The organism is Qipengyuania aurantiaca, assembly GCF_019711375.1.
GTDB lineage: Bacteria > Pseudomonadota > Alphaproteobacteria > Sphingomonadales > Sphingomonadaceae > Qipengyuania > Qipengyuania aurantiaca.
The window spans coordinates 2,067,043-2,086,599 of sequence record NZ_CP081295.1 but is presented as its reverse complement, the minus strand read 5'-3'; the positions used below and the strand labels follow the sequence as shown (position 1 = coordinate 2,086,599).

The 19,557-nt window shown below is 64.4% G+C and carries 21 protein-coding genes; 10 read left to right on the top strand and 11 right to left on the bottom strand.

Translation table 11 applies throughout. The annotated features are described in order from the left end of the window. From K3148_RS10135 to K3148_RS10125, 3 genes are all read left to right on the top strand, one after another. Positions 1-621: a hypothetical protein gene (locus K3148_RS10135; RefSeq protein ID WP_221424694.1), complete on the top strand. Its 621-nt coding sequence runs from the start codon at positions 1-3 to the stop codon at positions 619-621. A 110-nt stretch (positions 622-731) separates the two neighbouring features. Then, entirely contained in the window at positions 732-1,169 is a 438-nt protein-coding gene (locus tag K3148_RS10130) for an FKBP-type peptidyl-prolyl cis-trans isomerase (protein WP_221424693.1), read from the top strand. A gap of 178 nt (positions 1,170-1,347) precedes the next feature. Beyond that, positions 1,348-3,132, top strand: a complete 1,785-nt coding sequence (locus K3148_RS10125; protein ID WP_221424692.1) for a sensor domain-containing diguanylate cyclase — start codon at positions 1,348-1,350, stop codon at positions 3,130-3,132. Between the two features lie 15 nt (positions 3,133-3,147). Here the strand turns inward: K3148_RS10125 and K3148_RS10120 are convergent, their stop codons facing one another. After that, entirely contained in the window at positions 3,148-3,984 is an 837-nt protein-coding gene (locus K3148_RS10120; protein WP_221424691.1) for a substrate-binding domain-containing protein, read from the bottom strand. A gap of 75 nt (positions 3,985-4,059) precedes the next feature. Continuing rightward, positions 4,060-4,629, bottom strand: a complete 570-nt coding sequence (locus tag K3148_RS10115; RefSeq protein WP_247711544.1) for a PNPOx family protein — start codon at positions 4,627-4,629, stop codon at positions 4,060-4,062. 177 nt (positions 4,630-4,806) lie between these two features. Between K3148_RS10115 and K3148_RS10110 the strand changes: the two genes are divergently transcribed. Next, positions 4,807-5,796 carry an RcnB family protein gene (locus K3148_RS10110; RefSeq protein WP_247711543.1) on the top strand — a complete coding sequence of 330 codons (990 nt, stop codon included), beginning with the start codon at positions 4,807-4,809 and terminating at the stop codon, positions 5,794-5,796. 81 nt (positions 5,797-5,877) lie between these two features. On the opposite strand, the gene K3148_RS10105 is transcribed toward K3148_RS10110, so the two are convergent. Then, positions 5,878-6,438, bottom strand: coding sequence for a cytochrome b (locus K3148_RS10105; RefSeq protein WP_221424690.1), 561 nt, complete (start codon positions 6,436-6,438; stop codon positions 5,878-5,880). Positions 6,439-6,548: 110 nt separating this feature from the next. On the opposite strand from K3148_RS10105, the gene K3148_RS10100 reads away from it, so the two are divergent. After that, entirely contained in the window at positions 6,549-7,217 is a 669-nt protein-coding gene (locus K3148_RS10100) for a prolyl hydroxylase family protein (RefSeq protein ID WP_221424689.1), read from the top strand. 22 nt (positions 7,218-7,239) lie between these two features. On the opposite strand, the gene K3148_RS10095 is transcribed toward K3148_RS10100, so the two are convergent. The 3 genes from K3148_RS10095 to K3148_RS10085 all read right to left on the bottom strand — a co-directional run bounded on the left by K3148_RS10095 (position 7,240) and on the right by K3148_RS10085 (position 11,029). Further along, a complete protein-coding gene (locus tag K3148_RS10095; protein WP_221424688.1) occupies positions 7,240-8,868 on the bottom strand; it encodes a lysine--tRNA ligase in 1,629 nt (542 codons plus the stop codon). Positions 8,869-9,284: 416 nt separating this feature from the next. Then, positions 9,285-9,614 carry a hypothetical protein gene (locus K3148_RS10090; RefSeq protein WP_221424687.1) on the bottom strand — a complete coding sequence of 110 codons (330 nt, stop codon included), beginning with the start codon at positions 9,612-9,614 and terminating at the stop codon, positions 9,285-9,287. Positions 9,615-9,715: 101 nt separating this feature from the next. Beyond that, entirely contained in the window at positions 9,716-11,029 is a 1,314-nt protein-coding gene (locus K3148_RS10085) for a S1 family peptidase (protein WP_221424686.1), read from the bottom strand. Positions 11,030-11,290: 261 nt separating this feature from the next. On the opposite strand from K3148_RS10085, the gene K3148_RS10080 reads away from it, so the two are divergent. The 3 genes from K3148_RS10080 (at position 11,291) to K3148_RS10070 (ending at position 15,157) form a co-directional block, all read left to right on the top strand. Further along, the gene (locus K3148_RS10080; RefSeq protein ID WP_221424685.1) at positions 11,291-14,041 is read left to right on the top strand and encodes an ATP-dependent DNA helicase; all 2,751 of its coding nucleotides are present in this window, start codon (positions 11,291-11,293) and stop codon (positions 14,039-14,041) included. Next, positions 14,038-14,565, top strand: a complete 528-nt coding sequence (locus K3148_RS10075; RefSeq protein WP_221424684.1) for a SixA phosphatase family protein — start codon at positions 14,038-14,040, stop codon at positions 14,563-14,565. The genes K3148_RS10080 and K3148_RS10075 overlap by 4 nt, the downstream gene beginning before the upstream one ends. A gap of 88 nt (positions 14,566-14,653) precedes the next feature. After that, a complete protein-coding gene (locus K3148_RS10070) occupies positions 14,654-15,157 on the top strand; it encodes a helix-hairpin-helix domain-containing protein (protein ID WP_221424683.1) in 504 nt (167 codons plus the stop codon). On the opposite strand, the gene K3148_RS10065 is transcribed toward K3148_RS10070, so the two are convergent. Further along, positions 15,154-15,726: a protein-methionine-sulfoxide reductase heme-binding subunit MsrQ gene (locus K3148_RS10065; protein ID WP_221424682.1), complete on the bottom strand. Its 573-nt coding sequence runs from the start codon at positions 15,724-15,726 to the stop codon at positions 15,154-15,156. The genes K3148_RS10070 and K3148_RS10065 overlap by 4 nt on opposite strands. A 53-nt stretch (positions 15,727-15,779) precedes the next feature. Continuing rightward, positions 15,780-16,217 (bottom strand): redox-sensitive transcriptional activator SoxR, encoded by a 438-nt coding sequence (gene soxR, locus K3148_RS10060; protein ID WP_221424681.1) that lies wholly within the window; start codon positions 16,215-16,217, stop codon positions 15,780-15,782. Positions 16,218-16,329: 112 nt separating this feature from the next. Here soxR and K3148_RS10055 point away from each other — a divergent pair, with 112 nt between their 5' ends. After that, positions 16,330-16,704, top strand: a complete 375-nt coding sequence (locus K3148_RS10055) for a VOC family protein (protein WP_221424680.1) — start codon at positions 16,330-16,332, stop codon at positions 16,702-16,704. 59 nt (positions 16,705-16,763) lie between these two features. On the opposite strand, the gene K3148_RS10050 is transcribed toward K3148_RS10055, so the two are convergent. The 3 genes from K3148_RS10050 to ubiA are packed head-to-tail and all read right to left on the bottom strand — an operon-like array spanning position 16,764 to position 18,755. After that, positions 16,764-17,216 (bottom strand): tRNA (cytidine(34)-2'-O)-methyltransferase, encoded by a 453-nt coding sequence (locus tag K3148_RS10050; RefSeq protein WP_221424679.1) that lies wholly within the window; start codon positions 17,214-17,216, stop codon positions 16,764-16,766. 4 nt (positions 17,217-17,220) lie between these two features. Then, on the bottom strand, positions 17,221-17,841 hold the full coding sequence (locus K3148_RS10045; RefSeq protein ID WP_221424678.1) for an SOS response-associated peptidase: 621 nt from the start codon (positions 17,839-17,841) through the stop codon (positions 17,221-17,223). Further along, complete coding sequence (gene ubiA, locus K3148_RS10040; RefSeq protein ID WP_221424677.1) at positions 17,841-18,755, bottom strand: 4-hydroxybenzoate octaprenyltransferase; 915 nt, start codon at positions 18,753-18,755, stop codon at positions 17,841-17,843. Before ubiA ends, K3148_RS10045 begins: the two co-directional genes overlap by 1 nt. Before the next feature lie 39 nt (positions 18,756-18,794). Between ubiA and K3148_RS10035 the strand changes: the two genes are divergently transcribed. Continuing rightward, entirely contained in the window at positions 18,795-19,550 is a 756-nt protein-coding gene (locus tag K3148_RS10035; RefSeq protein WP_221424676.1) for a 16S rRNA (uracil(1498)-N(3))-methyltransferase, read from the top strand. Positions 19,551-19,557 lie beyond the last annotated feature (7 nt).

Here is a 19,557-nt window from a genome sequence, read left to right as displayed (position 1 = left end):
TTGTTCGATCTCGGATACCCTGAGATCTCCCCCGAGGCGGTGGCCTTGCATTCGCTAGAAGAATGCAAGGCGCACCTCGAAAATACAGGACCTCGTAATCTCTATATTTTCTCAGCCGCTTGCTCGGCTCATCGGGCTGTTCAGTCGGCACTAACGGTGGCACTTGCAGGCAGCGCAAACATTGGCGCGTCTCCCGAGAAGGTTAGAAAGCAATGGCTAGAGTATTTCGAACGCGACTTTGACGAACGACCGCGAAGTACACCAGGATTCCGCGTCATGTCACTCAGGCAGCTTGCCGCCGAAGCGACGACCAGACCGCTTCCATGGTCGAAGCATCCTCTCGGAATGAGTGCGCAGGAAGGCTTCTTTCTGATGCGACTTGCAAGTTATCGAGACGATTTCGAGCACCCCAAGCAGTTGACCTATCTTGTGACCATCCGAGAGGTTGCCCGAGCTATAGCCGCTGCGGTGCCGCTTGTTTCTCGAAGTTTGGAAGAGGTTCGTCATCACACTTACGAGCTTCTGCCTTCGGCGAGTTCAATCGTTCGCCAGATAGAGCAGCTATGTGCACAATTGGCTTTTGAAGAAGAGCAGCGAATCTCGCGGGACCAGCCGATTTGACTCCCCCCACCCACCTTTGACACAATCGCGCGCAAGGCATCCGAACCGCGGGTGCGTTGCCTGACGGCGCAGTTTCCTCGCGCCGCACACACGAAATTCAAAGGATATCCATGACTACTCCCAACAGCGGTGACACCGTGATCATCGACTACGTCCTCAAGCGGGGCGATGGCGCCGAAATCGGCAACACCGCGCAGACCGGTCCGCAGGAAATCACGCTCGGCAGCGGGCAGATCTTCCCGCAGATCGAAGCTGCCCTCACCTCCATGGCCGTGGGCGACGAAAAGAGCGTCGCCATCGAGAGCGACAGCGCCTTCGGTCCGCGCCGCGAGGAACTGATCCTCGACATCCCGCGCGCCAACCTGCCGCCCGAACCCGCGCCGGAGCCCGGCATGGCGCTGCAGGCCCAGTCGCCCGACGGCCAGCCGATGACGCTCTACATCCTCGAAGTGGGCGAAGAGCAGGTGAAGGTCGACGGCAACCACCCGCTCGCGGGCGAGGACGTGACCTTTGATCTCACGCTGCGCGAGATCAAGCAGGCCGCCTGATTTCCAACGGGTTCCGGCATGCCAGGAGGGTGCGCCGGAACCCGCCGCGCGCCTCGCGTCGGGGAAGCGGCACTCCGGCCGGCTCTCCCACGTGTAGGTGGGCTGTTTTGGACTATATGAATTGTTAAGCCAAATCCCCGATCGTTTGGTATACCGCGGAACCAGGAGGGACTCGCTGGTGTCGAGACAAAAGAGTGCGGGGTATTTCGGCTGGCCGATCGTATTCGGACTGGCCTGGCTTGCCTGCGCGCTGGTCGCCCTCGACCTGACGCAGGGCGAGGACGGCATTGCCGCCGTCTGGCCTCCCAGCGGCATCTTCGTGGCTGCCCTGCTCCTGTTCGGCCCCCGCCGGCGCCGGATGACGACGCTTTATGTCGCTGCGGCGAGCATGATCTCCAATGTCTGGGCGGGATCGGGAGTCCTCGATTCGGCTGGCTATACCGTCGCCAACCTCGCCGAAGGTTATCTCGTCTTTTACCTGATGGGCGGAAACAAAGCTTCCCTCACCCCGCTTTCACGACCGTTGAACACGTTGCGCTTCGCAGCCACGGCAATCGTCGCCGGCTGCTTCAGCGGCCTAATGGCGGGCCTGCTGTCGGGCAACATGACCTATCCCTTCCTGTCCTCATGGACGAGTACGGTGTCGCTGGGCATGCTGGTGGTGACGCCGGTTATTCTGTTCATTGCGCAGGACCCGCAGGACCAGCGTGCGCTGCTGTCGATGAGGTCGCTCTGGACCATGATGGTGGTCGCCATCCTCTCGGTCGCCGCTTTCGGTCAGGCGGATATGCCGCTCCTGTTCCTGCCCGTCCTCGGCATCGCCGTCGCCACGGCCATTATGGGTTTAAGCGGCGCAGCCACCGCCGTCACGATCATCGCGACCATCGGTTCGATCCTGACCGCCTTCAACGCAGGCCCGGTGACGCTGTTCTTCTCCACCACCGAAGAACAGGTGCTGTTCTTCCAGCTCTACCTCGTGGCGCTGCTCGGCTCGTCCATGCCGCTCGCCTACCTCCTGTCGGAGCGTGAGCATGCCCTCGCCCGGACGGCGGAGAGCGCGGCCCTGCTCGAAGCGGCGGAGCGGGCGGCCAAGGTAGGCCACTGGCGGTTCCAGCCGGGTGACAATTCGGCTCGCTGGTCGCGCGAGGCTCTGCGCATCTGCGGCTTTGATGAGAGTGAGAGTCCCGGCTTCGAGCAGTGGCTCGCGCTTATCCATCCCGACGACCGCGACCGCGTCCGCGCCTTCGTCGTGGAAGCCACCAGTCAGGCATTACCCTTTGCCTTCGAAACGCGGATGGTGCGCGGGCCCGGCGATATCGTCCACATCGATTGCCGCGGCCAGGCGGAGGCCGATAGTCACGGCAAGGTCACCGCGCTGTTCGGCACCATGATGGACGTGACGGAGCGTGCCGAGACCATGGCCCAGCTCGAAATCGCCCGCGCCAAGGCCGAGCGCGAGGCTGCCGAAGTGCGCATGCTGGCCGAAACCGATGCGCTGACCGGCATGCCCAACCGCCGCTGCATCCTCGCCAACCTAGCCGAGGCGATGGACGCCCACGAATTCCAGGGCGAGCCGCTGACCGTCGCCATGGTGGACATCGACCACTTCAAGGCGATCAACGACGAATTCGGCCACGAGGTCGGCGACACGGTGCTCAAGCAGATCGCGGCCATCCTGATGGACGAGCTGCGGAGCGACGATTCGGTCGGCAGGATGGGCGGCGAGGAATTCCTCTTCGTCTTCCCCAAGCGCCGCGCGGACGAGCTCGACCCGCGGTGCGACCGCATTCGCGAACGGCTGGCGGCGGAAGAATGGGAGCACCCCATGACCGTCACGCTCAGCATCGGTGTTGCCGAGCTCCAGCCCGGCTTGGACGAGCGCGACCTTTTGCGCGCCGCCGACAAGGCACTTTACGAGGCTAAGCGAGCCGGCCGCAACCGGCACACCGTCCACGCCGCCTGACCGGCGGCGCGGCTGTCAGCCTGCGGCGCCGGGTGGCGCGATCGAGGCACGTTCGACCAGCTCGAAAGGCACATCCGTATGCGCTTTGCCCGAACCGCGGCCGACCATGCGCCCGGCCAGCAGCTTGCACGCTGCCGCGCCCATGTCTTCCAGCGGCTGGCGAACCGAAGTGAGCGGCGGATGCATGCTTTTGGCGATGGGATCGTCGTCGAACCCGACAATCGACACATCGCGGGGCACGGAAAGCGAGGCCTTGCGGGCCGCATCGGCAAGTCCGGCAGCCATTGCGTCGTTGCTGGCAAAGATGGCCGTGGGCTTCGCCGCCAGCAGTCTCGCGCCGGCCTCTTCGCCACCTTTGCGCGTGTAATCTCCTTCCGCGACCAGCGATGGGACTAGTTTCACGCCCTTGGATCCCAGCGCGGCGGTGAAGCCGTTATAGCGCCGCATGCTCGAAAGGTGCGAGCGCGGCCCACGGATAATGCCGACGCGGCGATGTCCGGCTTCGAGCAACAGCGCAGTGACCGAGCGGGCGGCATCGTACTCGTCCATGGCAACGGTGATGCCGCGGCCCGGATCGAGCATCGAGGCGATTCGCGCGAAGGGAAGGTCCCGCTTCTCGATCTGCAGCATGACATGGCGGTCATCGCACAAGGGGGCGGTCAGGATCACACCCGCGATGACCGGATCGTCCACAAAGCTTTCCGCTTTGCTGTCGGTTGCATGGATGTTTTCGATCTGCAGCTGCAGCCCGACTGCGTCGGCCTCGCGGCTTGCGCCCGAATGGAGGCGGGAAACATAGTCGCGATTCATGTTGTCGAACAGCATGAGGATGCGTCCGGATGGCCTTGTCACGTTGTCTTGTCCTGCAATTACCCTGGTGAAGCACAATACCGCGCCATTCTTAACAAAACCGTGCGGTTCGCATAGTTAAGGTGTGATCCACCGTCCGCCGTCACGGTCGATCAGCGCACGTCGATGGCCACTGTTCGACAGGTAATACCAGTCCGCTTCTTCGATCTCCACGATAAGCACGGCGAAATTGATCCGAGCGGGCTCAAGTTGCTCCTCGGTCGGGCGCTGGCCTTCAATCCAGTCGGGTAAGCCGCTAGAGGGCTCATCCCGCGGCTCTCCTGGCGGCGCGCCCAAATAGCAGCGGCGTGCGAAGGCATCGCTTTCCTTCCAGCTCGTGTCGGCGAGCGCGGTGTCCTCTTCGATCCAGCCCCGGCCCCGGCAGCGGATCTGCACCTTCTCCTCGCGGTCGTAGAGGAGCACGCCAACTGGCGAACCATCGCCGATCACGCCCACCTTCGGCGCGCGCCGGTCGGTGTGGAAGCGCAGCGTCCAGTCTTCCGCGTCGAAATCGCGCAGCACCATGATCCGAGCATCGGCATCGGCAGTGGCGACGACGGGCGTGTGCATGGGCGAATGCCGGTCCTGCGCGGCGATGGTCATGCGGTCCAGCAAGTCCTGACGGACCGAGGCGAGTGTATGCTCCATCCCACCCGAACGCGCGGCATGGGATAGGGTTCACGTTCAGGCTAGTAATCAGAAATATGAACGTGAGGTCGACGAGCCGGTTCAGACAGGGGTCAGGACGCTGTGATACAAAGTGCGACATCGACAGACAAAGCCGCAGGTGTGGAGCGGCTGACCAAGCCGAGAAGGACACGCTCCATGACACTTATAAAGCTGATGAAAGGCAGCGCGCTGGGCGCCCTTGCAATTGCGATGGCGACCACTGCCCTGCCCACCGCGGCCTCTGCTGCGGAAGCGGCTGCCGAACAACGCAGCCAGCGCGACCGCGACGACCGCCGCTCCGAACGACGGGGCGAACGCAAGCAGGAGCGCCGCTCCGAACGCCGGCAGGAACAGCGCGGTGAACGCCGCCAGGAACAGCGTTCCGAGCGCAGGCAAGAGCAGCGCTCCGAACGCCGTCAGGAACGCCGCGCCGACCGTAGCGAAAACCGCCGTCCGCAGGGCAACGAGTCGATCCGCCGCGCTGCCGAACGCGTCGCTGCCGAGCGTCGGCAGGAGCGCGCGGGCCGCGAGTGGAACCGCAGCGACCGCCGCGCCGACCGGGCGCAGGAGCGCTCGGGCCGTGACTGGAACCGCAGCGACCGCCGTGCCGATCGCGACCGGACCTACACCGGAGATCGCAACCGTAGCTATCGCGACGCACGCCGTGACGGTTATCGCGAAGGTCGCCGCGACGAGCGTCGTGCCGACGCCCGCGAAGACCGGCGCCAGAGCCGCGAATCCTATCGGGACGGCTATCGCGACGGCAAGCGCAGCGAACATCGTTCCGATCGGCGTGCCCGCTATTACGACGGCCGCCGCTGGCATGAATACAACCGGTGGAGCGAGCGCCGCTGGCGCGCGGACCGGCGCTACAACTGGCGAGATTATCGCCATTCGAACCGCCACATCTATCGCATCGGCCGCTATTACGCGCCCTATCGTGATTACCGCTATCGCCGCCTGAACATCGGGTTCCGTCTCGGCAACCTGTTCTTCGGCAGCCGCTACTGGATCAACGATCCCTGGCACTATCGCCTGCCCGAGGTCTACGGCCCCTATCGCTGGGTCCGCTATTACGACGACGTGCTGCTGGTCGATATCTACAGCGGCGAAGTGGTCGACGTGATTTACGACTTCTTCTGGTAACTCAGAATTGCCGTTCGCGGCGTGAGAGTGGACCGCGAGCGCCAAGTGCCCCCGCCGAGCGATCGGCGGGGGCTTTTCGTGTCAGCCCGGGACCTTTCCGAAGGGCAGCATGCGGAAGATGCCGCCGTTCTTGTCGAAGAAGGTGTGCTTCAGCGCGCCCAGAATATGCAGCGCGATGAGGTAGATGAAGAGCGAGCCACCGGTCGCGTGCAGCCCGAAGATCGACTTCGCCAGATCGCCATTCTCGCCCAGCGGCAGTGGGGGAATGGTGAAGAAGCCGAACATGTCGATCTCACGCCCCGCCAGCGAGTTGGCGAACCAGCCGCCCAGCGGCAGCCCGATCAGCAGGACGTAGAAAATGATGTGGACCGCTCGGGCGAGTGTCGCTTCCCACTTGGCAAGGTCGGAGGGCAGCGGCGGAACCGGGTGGGTCCAGCGCCAGAAGAGCCGTCCGAGGGTGAGAGCCAAGATCAGGATGCCCAGCGCCTTGTGATCGGCGAAGATGGCCATCTTGTCTTCCATCGCCTCGGCATGCTCGGCGTTTTCGGCAAGCCGCCAGTTCACGATGACCGCAATTGCGATCACCCAGTGGAAAATCATCGCGCCCAGCGAATAGCGGCGTGCAGCAGTCGTATCGGTCATGTTTGGGTGCCTCCCGTCCCGTATCCTTGTGGCGGCGAATCTAGCGGCTGGCGCAATTCGCACAAGATGCCTGCTTGCAGCGGCGCGCGGCAACGCTAACACTAGTGTCCATGACCAAGATTGCCGTGATTCCCGACCAAGACGCTCTTAAACGTATCGGCGCACAGGTGCGCAAGCGGCTGGAAGCCGACGAGAGCATCTACAAGGTGCCCACCGACAAGGCGGAGATTTTCGCCGTAGCGAATTTCCTCACGCCCGAGGAATGCCGCCGGTTCATCACCATGATCGATGTGGTTGCACGGCCGAGCGAGCTGCACGAAACCGCCTATATCGAGAAGTTCCGCACCTCCTACTCGGGCAATTTCAACCCGCAGGATCCCTTTGTGAAAGGCATCTCGCGCCGGATCGACGACCTGCTCGGCATGAACCCGATGACCGGCGAGGCGATCCAGGGCCAGCGCTATCTGCCGGGGCAGGAATTCAAGCCGCATAACGACTGGTTCTACACCGACCAGGAATACTGGAAGATGGAACGCAAACGCGGCGGCCAGCGGTGCTGGACGGCCATGGCCTTCCTCAACCGCGTGCCGCAGGGCGGGCACACCCATTTCACCCATGTCGGCGCCTCGATCGAACCCAAGCCCGGCGTGCTCCTGATCTGGAACAACGCCAAGCCCGACGGCACGCCGAACGAGGACACGATGCACGCCGGCACGCCTGTGATCGAGGGTTCGAAATACGTGCTCACCAAATGGTACCGCACGCGCAAGCACGTCTGACCCGACCCCACAGGCCGCGCAGTCAGGCTTTGGCCAGCGCCTCGGCGATCAGCTTGCGGCTGTTTTCCACCCCGTAGAGCGCGATGAAGCTGCCCATGCGCGGCCCCTGATCGCTGCCGAGCAGGGTCTGGTAAAGCGCCTTGAACCAGTCCCGCAGGGATGCAAAGCCGTATTCCTCGCGCTTGCCGATTTCGTAGACTTCGGTCTGCAAATCCTCGGCGCTGGTGTCCGCCGGCGCCTTGGCGAGATAGGCGTCGAGCGCCTTCAGCGCCTCCACCTCGTTTGCCGTCGGCGCGCGCTTTGACAGGGTCGGCACGATGTAGTCGCGCGTATAGGCGACCGCGGTGCCGATCAGCACGTCGAGTTCGGGCGTGATCTCGTCGCTGCCGATGTAGCTGGCGAGATAGTCGCGCAGCGCCTCTTCGCTCGCTTCGGCGCCCAGTACGCTGGCGAGGTTGAGTAGCAGGCCATAGGTCACCGGCAGGCTGTCGCCCGCGCCCGGCGCCTCGGCCCCCTCGAACCCGCCGTTGGCGCGCGCCAGGTGCCACACGGGATTGCCGAGCTGCTTGTCGAGCTCCTGCTCCTCCAGCCGTTCGCGGAATTGCCAGTAATCGTCCACAGCGCGCGGGATCACCCCGACGTGCAGTTGCTTGGCGCTCTTGGGATTGGGGAAGATGTAGAAGCCGAGGCTCTCCTCGCTGCCGTATTGCAGCCATTCCTCGATCGAGAGGCCGTTGCCCTTGGACTTGGAGATCTTCTCGCCGTTCTGGTCGAGGAACATCTCGTAGATCAGGCCTTCGGGCTTGCGGCCGCCCAGCACCTTGACGATCTTGCCCGACTGCACGCCGCTGTCGGTCAGGTCCTTGCCGTACATCTCGTAATCGACGCCGAGCGCGTACCAGCGCATCGCCCAGTCGACCTTCCACTGCAGCTTGCTCATGCCGCCGAGCGCGGACTGCTCGACCTGCGTGCCATCCTCGTCGGTGAAGCGGATCGTGCCGGCTTCGGCATCGACGACCTCCACCGGCACCTGCAGCACGCGGCCCGTGGTGGGCGAGATCGGCAGGATCGGCGAATAGGTCTTGCGCCGCTCCTCGCGCAGAGTGGGCAGCATGATGTCGAGGATGTCCTGGTTCTTGCGCAGGACCTGGCGCAGCGCCTCGTCGAAACGGCCCGAATTGTACATGTCGCTCGCGGCGACGAATTCGTACTGGAATCCGAAGCGGTCGAGGAAGGCGCGCAGCATGGCGTTGTTATGCGCCGCGAAGCTCTCGTGCCCCTTCTCGAACGGGTCTGGCACGCGGGAGAGCGGCAGGTGCAGGTTCGCCTCGAGCAGCGCCTGGTTGGGCACGTTGTCGGGCACCTTGCGCAGGCCGTCCATGTCGTCGGAGAAGGCGACGAGGCGCGTCTTGCCGTCTTCCGGCTTCGCCCCGATCATCGCCTCGAACGCGCGGCGCACGAGCGTGGTGCGCAGCACCTCCTGGAAGGTGCCGATATGCGGCAGGCCGCTGGGGCCATAGCCGGTCTCGAACAGCACCGGGCTGCCGTCGGGCTTCGCGCCATCGGGATAGCGTTTGAGCAGCCGCTGCGCCTCCTGGAAGGGCCAGGCCTTGGACACACGTGCGGCGGTGATCAGATCGTTCATGCTCATGGCCACCGCCTTTGCGCCTGCGCGCCCATTTCGCAAGTGCGAAGTGTTGGACACCGGTTGGAACGGCAGGCGGCGGGCCCGACAGGATGGAGCGCATGGAGCACGGTCTTGAGAACGAAAATTCCGTAAGTCGATGGGGCGGCAAGAGTGAGGATAAAAGAGAGGAATTTCAGCGATAGTCATGAGATGTCATTAATCAGCCGATCCGAAGTAGGACAGACAACGCCAGATCAGCTGAATGGCGAATACCGGACCCAAGCCTCGACTTCGGCCAATCATCTTGACCCGCGTACTGCCCAAGCCCGGCCAGTCGAGCGAACTGAAATAGGCCCAAGAAAGAAGAGGGTTTCGTTCCCGCCCTAACCAACGAAGCTTCACCACCCGCCACCTGTTACAGGAGCGCAAAACCTCGAACCTTATCCTTCCGGCGCGTTAACGGGGCGGGGAGGTTTGCTCCATTCGCGATCGATACCGCCATACGTAAAAAAGTGACCCCCGCACTCTGCCCAGGGGCGAAATTTTTCGGCACCGGGTCCATCGCTTGGAAACCGGTTCATCCCATTGACCGTAACCCTCTCACCGCCGGCCAAATCGAACCTGCGGGCCAATTCGGTCGCGTCTGCCGTCGTACGAAAAACCGGCACATACCGCGTTCCGTCCGATCCGATCAGAACGATGCACTCTTCGTTACGTCGCAGTGTTCCCGAGAAGGCGATAGCATCGAAAGATTGATCGTAATCGGCCATGACCGGAACTGGAGTTTGCGCAGCTCCGGTGCCCGGCTGCGTACAGGCAGAAAGGGATATCGCGAGAGCAAGCGATAGCGCTGAAACGGGAACGACAGGCCTCATGGCGAACGAAACCCGTCTACCGTATTGACCTGAAAGGGGTCGTAAGCACGGATTGTCGTAAGCGGGATAAACGTGAAATAGCACGTCGTGTTGTTCGAAGCTGTGGTGCTGCTGTTCCGGCAAACTTGGTCATTCACGCGTGCGGTACGCTTCATGATACCGATCGGATGCACCATCGAGCCATCTGAACTCCACGAAAAAACGGGGCCGCCGCTATCCCCGCCTTCGGCAATATGCCTTTGCGCGGATTGGCTAACCTTGACGACATTCCATTGCCCGTCGCCATTGAAATTGAGGTCGGCAACAATGCCGCAGGTTAGCCCCGTCGTCGAACCCATCTTGCAGAGATATTGGCCGCGAGCCGGCTGGCGCGGACTGGCGATCTCGTAGAATGCCGTAACAATGCCCGGGACGGTATTCGTTTCGCCGCGATAAACCCTGTTGTTCTCGATATTTATGACCCGCGTCGTCGTGTGCCGCCCCAATGGATACATGGCATGGTCTAGTGTTTGGTAACCGCGCAATTCGTCCTTACGTGCCCATGCCGGTGCCAGGATCGGACGCTCGCTGTTCCATGAGAAATTCATCTCATAGGGAGGGCCACAATGGCCGGCGGTGAGAAGCCCCTCCGTGCCGGCAGAGTTGCGAACGGGCCACCCGGCGGTGCAGTAGAATTCGGCCTCGAACCAATACCCGCCATAAAGTCCGGCTGCATCGACGCTGGTGGCCCCTCGCACGATGCTGATAGTGGCTCGCGTCAGTTCCGGCAGCACGGCGCGATACCGCTCTTCATCGGCGTTGGCCGGTATCTCCAGGAAAAATTCGCCTTTCCGCAGGGAGAATTCGAGACCGTACTGCAGCCCAGCGGCCGTCAGAGCCTGCGAAACAACCTGCCGGTCAGTCCGGATTTCCTCCCTGGATTTGTTGATAGGATTGAACACCAGAAAGCGCCGCAATTCGACTGGCGCAGCACTGGTCAGCTTTTGCCGGTCGATCGATTTGTTGTAATAGATCACGATCTTGAAATTGGGTTCGTGCTCAATTTCAAGATCCACAAAACCCAATGGTTCGGAGCGCAAGAGCTCTTCTGCGTAGACGACGGCTCTGTCTTGTGCAGCCAGTCTGTCTCTGGCTTCTCCCGAATTGACCCCGAAGGCTTCTGCGTAAGCGCGCGAAATATCGGATGACCTTCCCTTCGCGACGGCTTCCTCGCTAAGCTCGGGCGGCGTTGGCGGAGGTCCTTCAGGCTGGGCCGAGGCGACCGACGCCGACAGCGCCACAGTCGCAGCTGAAACCAGGGCTGTTTTCATGCGCTATTCCCTTCAAATCCCTAATGAAGATTGGCATTTTTCGTTCCGGTCGGGTGCTTCGGCGGGATCCGTAACAGCCCCGGCTTCGTATTCGCGCAAAAGGCCGCTTTCGCATATCGAAGCCACAACTCGCTCGTGCGCTCTCACCCGAAAGCGGAGGTTACGGCCCAACTCCTCGTTTCCAAGATACCGCCGAAGACCGATAAATAACTCGCCCACGCCGCTTGCCCCGCGTTCCTTTTGTGTTCTAACGCCGGAGGGGTGAGCCAGCCTCTCCCCCTTCCCGCGCTTCATGCCAGCCATGCCGGTACCTGGCTGCGCGACGCCAATGGTTCGACGCGCGGGTGCTCCAAGGGGGAGGCGGTGATGGCGGCGGCCGATACGCCGCTGCTGCTGATGAACGCGCCCTTGGTGGCGAGCCGGCTGGGCTATCCCGATCTTTCGGGGCTCGACCTGCTGGAGCTGTTCGCTTTCGTTCATCCGGCAAAGTTCTGCGTACCGACGCCCAAGGGCCTCGCCCATGCGCTCGATCTGGCTGAACCGGAGGACGATGCGGGCGTGCCGCTGTTGCTGCAACAGGCGGCAGGCGCGCTGGTCGCGACCTGCGAAAGCGAGGACTGGGCCGAGCGCGAGGGCGCGTGGTCGAGCCTGCAGTCGCTCGCCCGCCTGCGCTGGCCTTGGGCCAACGTCCTCGCCCCGCATGTCGCCAAGCCGCAAAAGGCGGAAAAGTGGCTCTTCACGCGCCTGCCCGAGTGGGAGGAGACGCCCGAGCGTCCGCAGCCCTCGCAGGTCCTGATCGAGGAGCCGGAGATCGAGGCGCATCTCGAACAGCTGACCGGCGAAGGTGCAGAACGGCGCGAGGGTCAGCGGCTGTTCGCGCGCGGGGCGGGCCATATCTTCTCCCCGCGTGATCGCCAGCGCCGCCCGCATGTGTTGCTTGCGCAGGCGGGGACGGGGATCGGCAAGACTTTGGGTTATCTCGCGCCTGCCTCGCTATGGGCGGCGCAATCGGGCGGGACGGTCTGGGTCAGCACCTATACAAAAAACCTCCAGCGCCAGCTGCGTCGCGAGAGCACGCGCGCATGGCCTGCGACGCGCCCCGATGGCTCGCCGCCTGTGGTGGTGCGCAAGGGACGCGAGAATTATCTTTGCCTCCTCAATCTCGAAGACGCTCTGCAAGGCGGCTTTGCCGGGCGTCCCGCGATCCTCGCGCACCTGGTGGCGCGCTGGGCCGCCTATACGCAGGATGGGGACATGATCGGGGGCGATCTGCCCGGCTGGCTCGGCACGCTGTTTCGTAAGCGTGGGATCGCGGCGCTGACCGACCAGCGCGGCGAATGCGTCTATGCGGGCTGCCCGCATTACCGAAAGTGTTTCATCGAACGCAGCGCGCGTAACGCCGCGCAGGCCGATCTCGTCATCGCCAACCACGCTCTGGTGATGGTCAACGCCGCGCGCGGACGCGATCTTGCCAGCCGCCCCACGCGCATCGTGTTCGACGAGGGCCACCACGTTTTCGACGCCGCAGACAGCACCTTTTCCGCCGCGCTGACGGGGCAGGAGGCGATCGAGCTTCGCCGCTGGATCATCGGGCCGGAGCGCAATTCGCGCGGCCGTCGGCGCGGGCTGGCCGCGCGGCTGGCCGATGTCGCGAGTTATGACGAGGCGGGCGGCGATGCGGTGGAGGCCGCGGTCGAGGCGGCCGAGGCGCTCCCCTCGGAAGGGTGGCTCGGGCGGTTGGCGGAAGGCGCGCCCTCGGGGCCACTCGAGGCTTTGCTCGCGCAGGTCCGCGCCACCACCTATGCGCGCGACGAGAGCGGGCAGGAAGCGGGCTACGGCATCGAGACCGAAACCGCGCAGCTTCCTGGCGAGCTGGTCGAGGCGGCGAGCACGGCAGCGCAGGCCCTGGCGCAGATCCGCAGGCCGCTGCTCAAGCTTGCCGGGCGGCTCGAGGCAATCATGGAAGACGCGCCCGACTGGCTCGACGGACAGGGCCGCGCGCGTATCGAGGGCGCTCGCCATTCGCTGAGCTGGCGGATCGACCTGATCGCGGCGTGGGAGGCGCTACTCGGCCGCCTTGGCGGACCGGCGGACCCCGAATTCGTCGACTGGCTGGCTGTCGACCGCAACGACGCGCGCGAGTTCGACGTCGGGCTCTATCGCCACTGGCTCGACCCGATGAAACCGTTTGCGCAGGTCGTGCTCGAACCCGCGCATGGCGTCATGCTGACGAGCGCCACACTGACCGACCGGGACGAGAGCGGCCCCGACTGGGAGCACGCCATTGCCAAGAGCGGTACGCCGCATCTCGAACTCGCGCCCAAGACCACACAGGCCGACAGTCCGTTCGATTACGCAGGCCGCGCCGAGGTGCTGATCGTCACCGACATCAAGCGCGGCGATATTCCCGCGCTGGCCGGAGCCTATGCGCGGCTGATCGAAGCGAGCGAGGGCGGCGTGCTTGGCCTCTTCACTGCGATCCGCCGCATGCGCGCGGTCTATGGCCGGATCGCCGACCGCCTCGCCCGCGCGGGCCTGCCGCTTTACGCGCAGCATGTCGATCCGATCGACACCGGCACGCTTACCGACATCTTCCGTGACGATGCGCGCGCCAGCCTGCTCGGCACCGATGCCCTGCGCGACGGGGTGGACGTGCCGGGGCGCTCTTTGCGCTGCGTGGTGATGGAAAGCGTGCCCTGGCCGCGCCCCACCATCCTCCACCGCGCGCGCCGCGCCTCTGCAGCCGAGGCGGCGGGCGGCGCGCAGCGCTATGACGACCGCATCATCCGCGCCCGGCTGGCGCAGGCTTTCGGGCGGCTGATCCGCAGCAAGGACGACGCCGGGCACTTCGTCGTCCTTTCGCCCGCCTTCCCCAGCCGCCTCCTCTCCGCCTTCCCCGAGGGCACGCCCGTCATACGCCTGACGCTTGCGGAAGCTTTACAGCGCGTGGCGAAGGGTGTTGGAGACAGCGCTCACGCCGACACGGCCGAAGCGGAGAGCGAAGAATCGTGAAGATCCTGGGATTATTGCGCCACGCCAAGTCCGACTGGGGGCAGAGCGACAAGCGCGATTTCGACCGGGGCCTCAACAAGCGCGGCTGCAAGGGAGCCGCGCTGATCGGCGACCACATCCGCGATCACGGGGTGAAGTGGGACAAGCTGATCGCCAGCCCTGCGCAGCGCGTGAAGACCACGCTGGAGGAAGCGGCCATCGGCGCGGAGATCGAGTGGGAAGAGGCGCTCTACCTCGCCTCCACCGACACGATTTTCGACGTGATCCACGAACAGGGCGGCGAGGCGGACACGCTGCTGATCGCCGGTCACAACCCGGGCCTTGGCGACATGCTGTTCGAACTGGTCGCCCCGGCCAACGAGAACGCCCTGTTCGACGAGGCCAAGGTTAAGTTCCCCACCGCCGCTTTTGCCGTGTTCGAGCTCGAGATCGACGACTGGTCGCAGCTGAAGGAAGGCTGCGGCACGCTGGTCCATTTCGCCCGCCCGCGCGACCTCGATCCGGAGCTCGGACCGGAGCATTGATCCGCCCTTCCCGTTCGTTCGTCGAGAAATCACTTTCCATCGCCTCGATAACTGCTAATGCGAATACTTCGCAATAAGAGGATATTTCATGCGTAAACTGATTGTCGCCGCTGCCCTTGCCGGAACCGCCCTCTCGCTCGCCGCCTGCTCGGGCGAGGCTGAAGAGGCGACCGACACCACCGCCGAAACTGAAGCCACCGATACCGCGGAAGCCGAAGCGACGACCGAAGGCGTGCTCGACGCCAGCACCGCGACGGCCGAACAGCTTGCCGCCGCCGGTCTCGGGGCCGAAGCCGCCGCCGCAATCGTCGCAGGCCAGCCCTATGACAGCGTCAGCGCGTTCAATGCCAAGCTGATGGAAACCATGAGCGCCGACGAAGCCGCCGCCGTGCTCGAAACGGTCTTCGTGCCGGTGAACCTCAACAGCGCCAGCGAAGCCGATATCAAGCTCATCCCCGGCATGACCGAGAAGATGGAGCACGAGTTCATGGAATACCGCCCTTATGCGGACATGGACGAATTCGACCGCGAAATCGGCAAGTATGTCGACGAAGCCGAGGTTGCCCGCTTCCGCCAGTACGTCACGCTCTAACGGCGCTGGAGCCAGATCTTGAGACCTTCGATCGCGGCGAGGATCCCTGCGTGGATCCACGCCGTGGTCGGGTCGAAGGCCGACCAGATCCAGTGCAGGAAGGTCAGCAGTGCGGCCGGATAGACCAGCCGATGCAACGTCTTCCATGACCGCTTGAGCGCCCGCATCGAGGCGTCGTTCGAGGTCACCGCAAGCGGCACGAACAGCGCGAAGGCCAGCCACCCGGCAAGAATGAAGTCCTGCCCCAGCTCGCCGCCGCTCCAGGCCAGCGCGCCCTTTTTCCAGATATAGACGCCCGTGTGGATCGCAGCATAGGCAAAGCTCGCCACCCCCAGGTCGCGCCGGTGCCGCATCAGCCACTGCGCCCAGCGACGCTTGCGAAACAGCAGGCGGACCGGTGTCACCGCCAGCGTCACCATCAGCAACCACGCCGCCCAGTCCCCGCTGTCGGCGATGGCATGCCCATAGCCGTAGGCTTCGGGCGTGAAGGCCCATTGCCCACCAAGTGCCAGCGCCGGAAGGGCGAGCACGAACCACAGGAAGAGGCGCGAAGAAGGGATGGGTTTCAAGCGGTCGATCCGGTTTTCAGGGAGGTCAGGCAGCCTATGCGCAGCCTACCAACTCAGCGCAAGACCCGCGGACCCACGCCGTCGCGGCCATGGCGGTCATCCGCGTTGTAGAGCGCGCATTTCTTCAGGCTCAGGCATCCACAGCCGATGCACCCGTCGAGATCGTCGCGCACCTTTTCGAGCGCCGCGATCTGCGCGTCGATGCGTTGGCGGACCTCCTTGCTGATTGTCGTCCAGTCGGCGGCGGTAGGAGTACGCCCTTGCGGCAGACCCGCCAGCGCATCTTCGATCTCCGCCAACGACAGTCCCAGCTTTTGCGCGATCAGGATAAAGCTCAGCCGCCGGATATCGCTGCGCAGGAACCGCCGCTGGTTGCCGCCGGTGCGGTGGGCTTCGACCAGCCCCTTCTCCTCGTAGAACCGGATTGCCGAGACCGAGAGGCCGGTCCGCCGCGCGATATTGCCGATGGGAAGGAGGTCGTTCGCTTTCATCAATTACTGAGATAGCGCATTTGAAGCTTGACCTCAACTTAGCTTGAGGTTGCATAGGGTGGTGCATCGACCAACGCGCCCCGTTCTGCGGGGCCACAAAAGGAGATGCACAATGCCGCATGGCACTATCGAACACGTCAACATCACCGTCACCGATCCCGACCGCAGCGCGCAGCTGTTCGCCCGCCTGCTCGGCTGGAAGGAACGGTGGAGAGGGCCGTCGAAGCTCGGCGGTCGCACGATCCACGTCGGCGACGAACGCAACTACCTCGCGATCTACACGAAGGATGGCGCGCGAGGCGATTTCGCCAAGGGCGTGCCGCTCAATCACATAGGGGTGCAGGTCGATGACCTCGCCGCTGCCGAAGCGATCGTGCGAGAGCAGGGCCTCGAACCGTTCAACCACGGAAGCTACGAGCCCGGGCCCGACAGCTTCTATTTCTTCGACTGGGACGGCATCGAATTCGAGGTGGTCTGCTATGAATGAGATCGTGCTGCGTAGGCCGCTCTTCGCCAGCCACTCGCCCAAGCGCAAGGCCGAAAGGTCTAGGCCGGGAGATTCCCCGTCTGCCGCAGCGCTTCGCCCAGCGCGAGACCCGCGCTGGTCGCCAAATTGAGCGAGCGCACCTCCGGCTTCATCGGCAGCCGCACGCTAGCGTCGACGCACGCGCGAACCGCATCGGTCACTCCGGCGCTTTCCTTGCCGAACAGCAGGATGTCGTCGGGGTGATAGGCGAAGTCGTAGGAGGACTGCGTCGCGCGGGTGGTAAAAAGCACGAGGCGTTGCCCTGACCTTGCCGCGCGGAAGGCTTCGAAGCTCTCGTGGCGCACCACCTCGACATGGTCGATATAGTCCATTGCGGCGCGGCGCACGCGGCGATCGTCCCACGGGAAGCCGAGCGGTTCAATGAGATCCACGCCCGCGCCCATGCAGGCGCCCAGACGCATGACATTGCCGACATTCCCGGCGATTTCGGGTTCGAACAGGGCGATCCGCATGGTGTTAGAGCAGCCCCACCTGCCCCTTGCCCGACCACGGCACCGTGCTGCGGTCGAGCGTGAGCTCGCCTTCCCACGGGCGACACAGGGCGCGCGCATCCTCGGGCGAGCCGGAGGTCCACGTCCCCCAGTCCGCCTTGTCCAGCAACACGGGCATCCGTGTGTGAACCTCGGCGGCGAGACCGTCCGCATCGGTCATCACCATGGAGTAGCAGTCGCCCCATTCGTCCGAATTGCGCCACACCCCTGCCACGGCGAACAGCTCGGCATCGGGGCGCGATAGCCAGCTGCGGGTCTTGCCGCCCTTGGGCCCCTCGGCTTCCGCCCATGCGGTGACGGGGATGAGGCAGCGCCGTTCCTCGAAACTGTAGCGCCAAAAGAAACTGTCGAGCTTGTCGGTCCGCGCGTTGTTGACCGGCTTGGGCTTAAGCGGCTGGCCGTTCTTGCCCTTCATCACCAGCGGGAAGCCCCAGCTCATCTGGGTGAGCTTGCCTTCGGCCACCACCGCGCCCGGGTAGCCGGGGAAGACCTCCTCGCCGAAATTCGCGCCGCCCAGCTCATTCACCGCGTCGAACCACGCGGCGACCTCGTCCTTGTTCTTGGTCATGCGGTAGAGATTGCACATCAGGCGTTCCCCACGACAAAGCAGGCGGCGGCCACCAAGGCGCCGGTCCATCGGTTGGAGCGGAAGCGCGCGAGCGGATTGCCCGCATCCTCGCCATCGAGAGTAGCGACTTGCCATGCGAGATGTCCCGCCGCCGGAAACAGCGCCAGAAGGGCAATCCAGTCCGCGCGGTAGAGCCAGAAGGCGAGCGCCCAGAGCGCGACGGCTGCCGTATAAAAAAGTGCCACCCCGCCCTTCACATGACCACCAAGCCGCAGAGCGGAGGAGCGGATTCCCACCAGCGCGTCGTCCTCGCGGTCCTGGATGGCGTAGATTGTGTCGTAACCGATGACCCACAGCGCTGCGCCTGCGTACATGGCGGCGAGCGCGTCCCAATTGTCGGCGCGCAGCTGGGTCCAGCCGACGAGAAGGCCCCAGGTGAAGACCATGCCGAGCCACGCCTGCGGCCACCACGTGATCCGCTTCATAAAAGGATAGGCGGCAACCAGCGCAAGGCTCCCCAGCGCGACCATCTGCGCGAGGGGGCGCAGCTGGAGCAACACCACCAGCCCGACGAGGCAAAGCGCGAGGAGCCAGCCCCAGGCAAGCTTCTTCGACACGCGCCCGCTCGCCACCGGGCGGCTGGCGGTGCGCGCCACCTGCCGGTCCAGCTTCGCGTCGACGATATCGTTATAGACACAGCCTGCGCCGCGCATGGCCACGCTGCCGAGCAGCAGCCAGCCCAGCAGCGCCCACTGCCAGCCTGCACCCGCCAGCCAGACGCCCCACACACAGGGCCAGAACAGCAGCCACCAGCCGATCGGCCGGTCGAACCGCGCCAGCTGCGCCAAGTCGCGCGGCAGCTGCGGCAGGCGCGCTACGAGGCCGCGGTGTTCGCTGTCGGGGACGATATCTGCAGGCGCGGTGTCGCTCATGGCTTGCTCCCTACAAGCGCACGTGCCACCTGCAAAGCCATGGCAGCAACTCCCGCATGGCCGCCCAAGAGCGCCCCCCGCCTTTTCGTTTCCGATGAACTCGCCGCCGGGCGCATCGTCGGCATCGAAGGCAATCAGGCGAACTATCTCGCCCGCGTCATGCGCGTGGGTGAAGGCGATGCGGTGATCCTGTGCGACGATGTGACGGGCGAATGGGTGGCCCGCGTTGCCGAGGCCGGCAAGCGTCGGGTCGAGCTGAAGGTCGAGGACCATCTTCGCCCGCGCGAGGAGGTGCCCGATTTCTGGCTTTGTCCCGCGCTGCTCAAGAAGGATCGCTTCGACATGGTCCTCGAAAAATCGACCGAGCTGGGTGTTGCGGCGATCCATCCGGTGATCACCCGGCGCTGCGTCGCGGACAAGCTCAACGGCGAACGCGCCGTGACCATCGTCACCGAGGCCGCCGAGCAATGCGCGCGCACCGCGCTTCCCCAAGTCGCCGAACCGGTTAAGCTCGACGCCCTGCTGCGCGACTGGCCGGACGACCGCATCCTCTTCTTCGCTGACGAGGAAGGCGGCGAACCGGCAGCCGACGCGTTCTGCTATGCCGAGGGGCCTGCCGCGCTCCTCATCGGTCCCGAAGGCGGCTTCGACGATGCCGAGCGCGCCGCCATCCGTGCGCATCCCAACGCGCGCGCCATCAGCCTCGGCCCGCGCGTCCTGCGCGGCGAAACCGCGGCGCTGGCGGGAATCGCGGTATGGATGGCCGAGGCGGGCGACTGGCTGGGCGAGGAATAATTTCCCT

Coding starts and splice junctions, on each gene's coding strand:
- K3148_RS10130 (WP_221424693.1), top strand. CDS start 732: ATGACTACTCCCAACAGCGGTGACACCGTGATCATCGACTACGTCCTC.
- K3148_RS10115 (WP_247711544.1), bottom strand. CDS start 4,629: ATGGAGCATACACTCGCCTCGGTCCGTCAGGACTTGCTGGACCGCATG.
- K3148_RS10110 (WP_247711543.1), top strand. CDS start 4,807: ATGACACTTATAAAGCTGATGAAAGGCAGCGCGCTGGGCGCCCTTGCA.
- K3148_RS10105 (WP_221424690.1), bottom strand. CDS start 6,438: ATGACCGATACGACTGCTGCACGCCGCTATTCGCTGGGCGCGATGATT.
- K3148_RS10100 (WP_221424689.1), top strand. CDS start 6,549: ATGACCAAGATTGCCGTGATTCCCGACCAAGACGCTCTTAAACGTATC.
- K3148_RS10095 (WP_221424688.1), bottom strand. CDS start 8,868: ATGAGCATGAACGATCTGATCACCGCCGCACGTGTGTCCAAGGCCTGG.
- K3148_RS10090 (WP_221424687.1), bottom strand. CDS start 9,614: ATGGCCGATTACGATCAATCTTTCGATGCTATCGCCTTCTCGGGAACA.
- K3148_RS10085 (WP_221424686.1), bottom strand. CDS start 11,029: ATGAAAACAGCCCTGGTTTCAGCTGCGACTGTGGCGCTGTCGGCGTCG.
- K3148_RS10070 (WP_221424683.1), top strand. CDS start 14,654: ATGCGTAAACTGATTGTCGCCGCTGCCCTTGCCGGAACCGCCCTCTCG.
- soxR (WP_221424681.1), bottom strand. CDS start 16,217: ATGAAAGCGAACGACCTCCTTCCCATCGGCAATATCGCGCGGCGGACC.
- K3148_RS10055 (WP_221424680.1), top strand. CDS start 16,330: ATGCCGCATGGCACTATCGAACACGTCAACATCACCGTCACCGATCCC.
- K3148_RS10050 (WP_221424679.1), bottom strand. CDS start 17,216: ATGCGGATCGCCCTGTTCGAACCCGAAATCGCCGGGAATGTCGGCAAT.
- K3148_RS10045 (WP_221424678.1), bottom strand. CDS start 17,841: ATGTGCAATCTCTACCGCATGACCAAGAACAAGGACGAGGTCGCCGCG.
- ubiA (WP_221424677.1), bottom strand. CDS start 18,755: ATGAGCGACACCGCGCCTGCAGATATCGTCCCCGACAGCGAACACCGC.
- K3148_RS10035 (WP_221424676.1), top strand. CDS start 18,795: ATGGCAGCAACTCCCGCATGGCCGCCCAAGAGCGCCCCCCGCCTTTTC.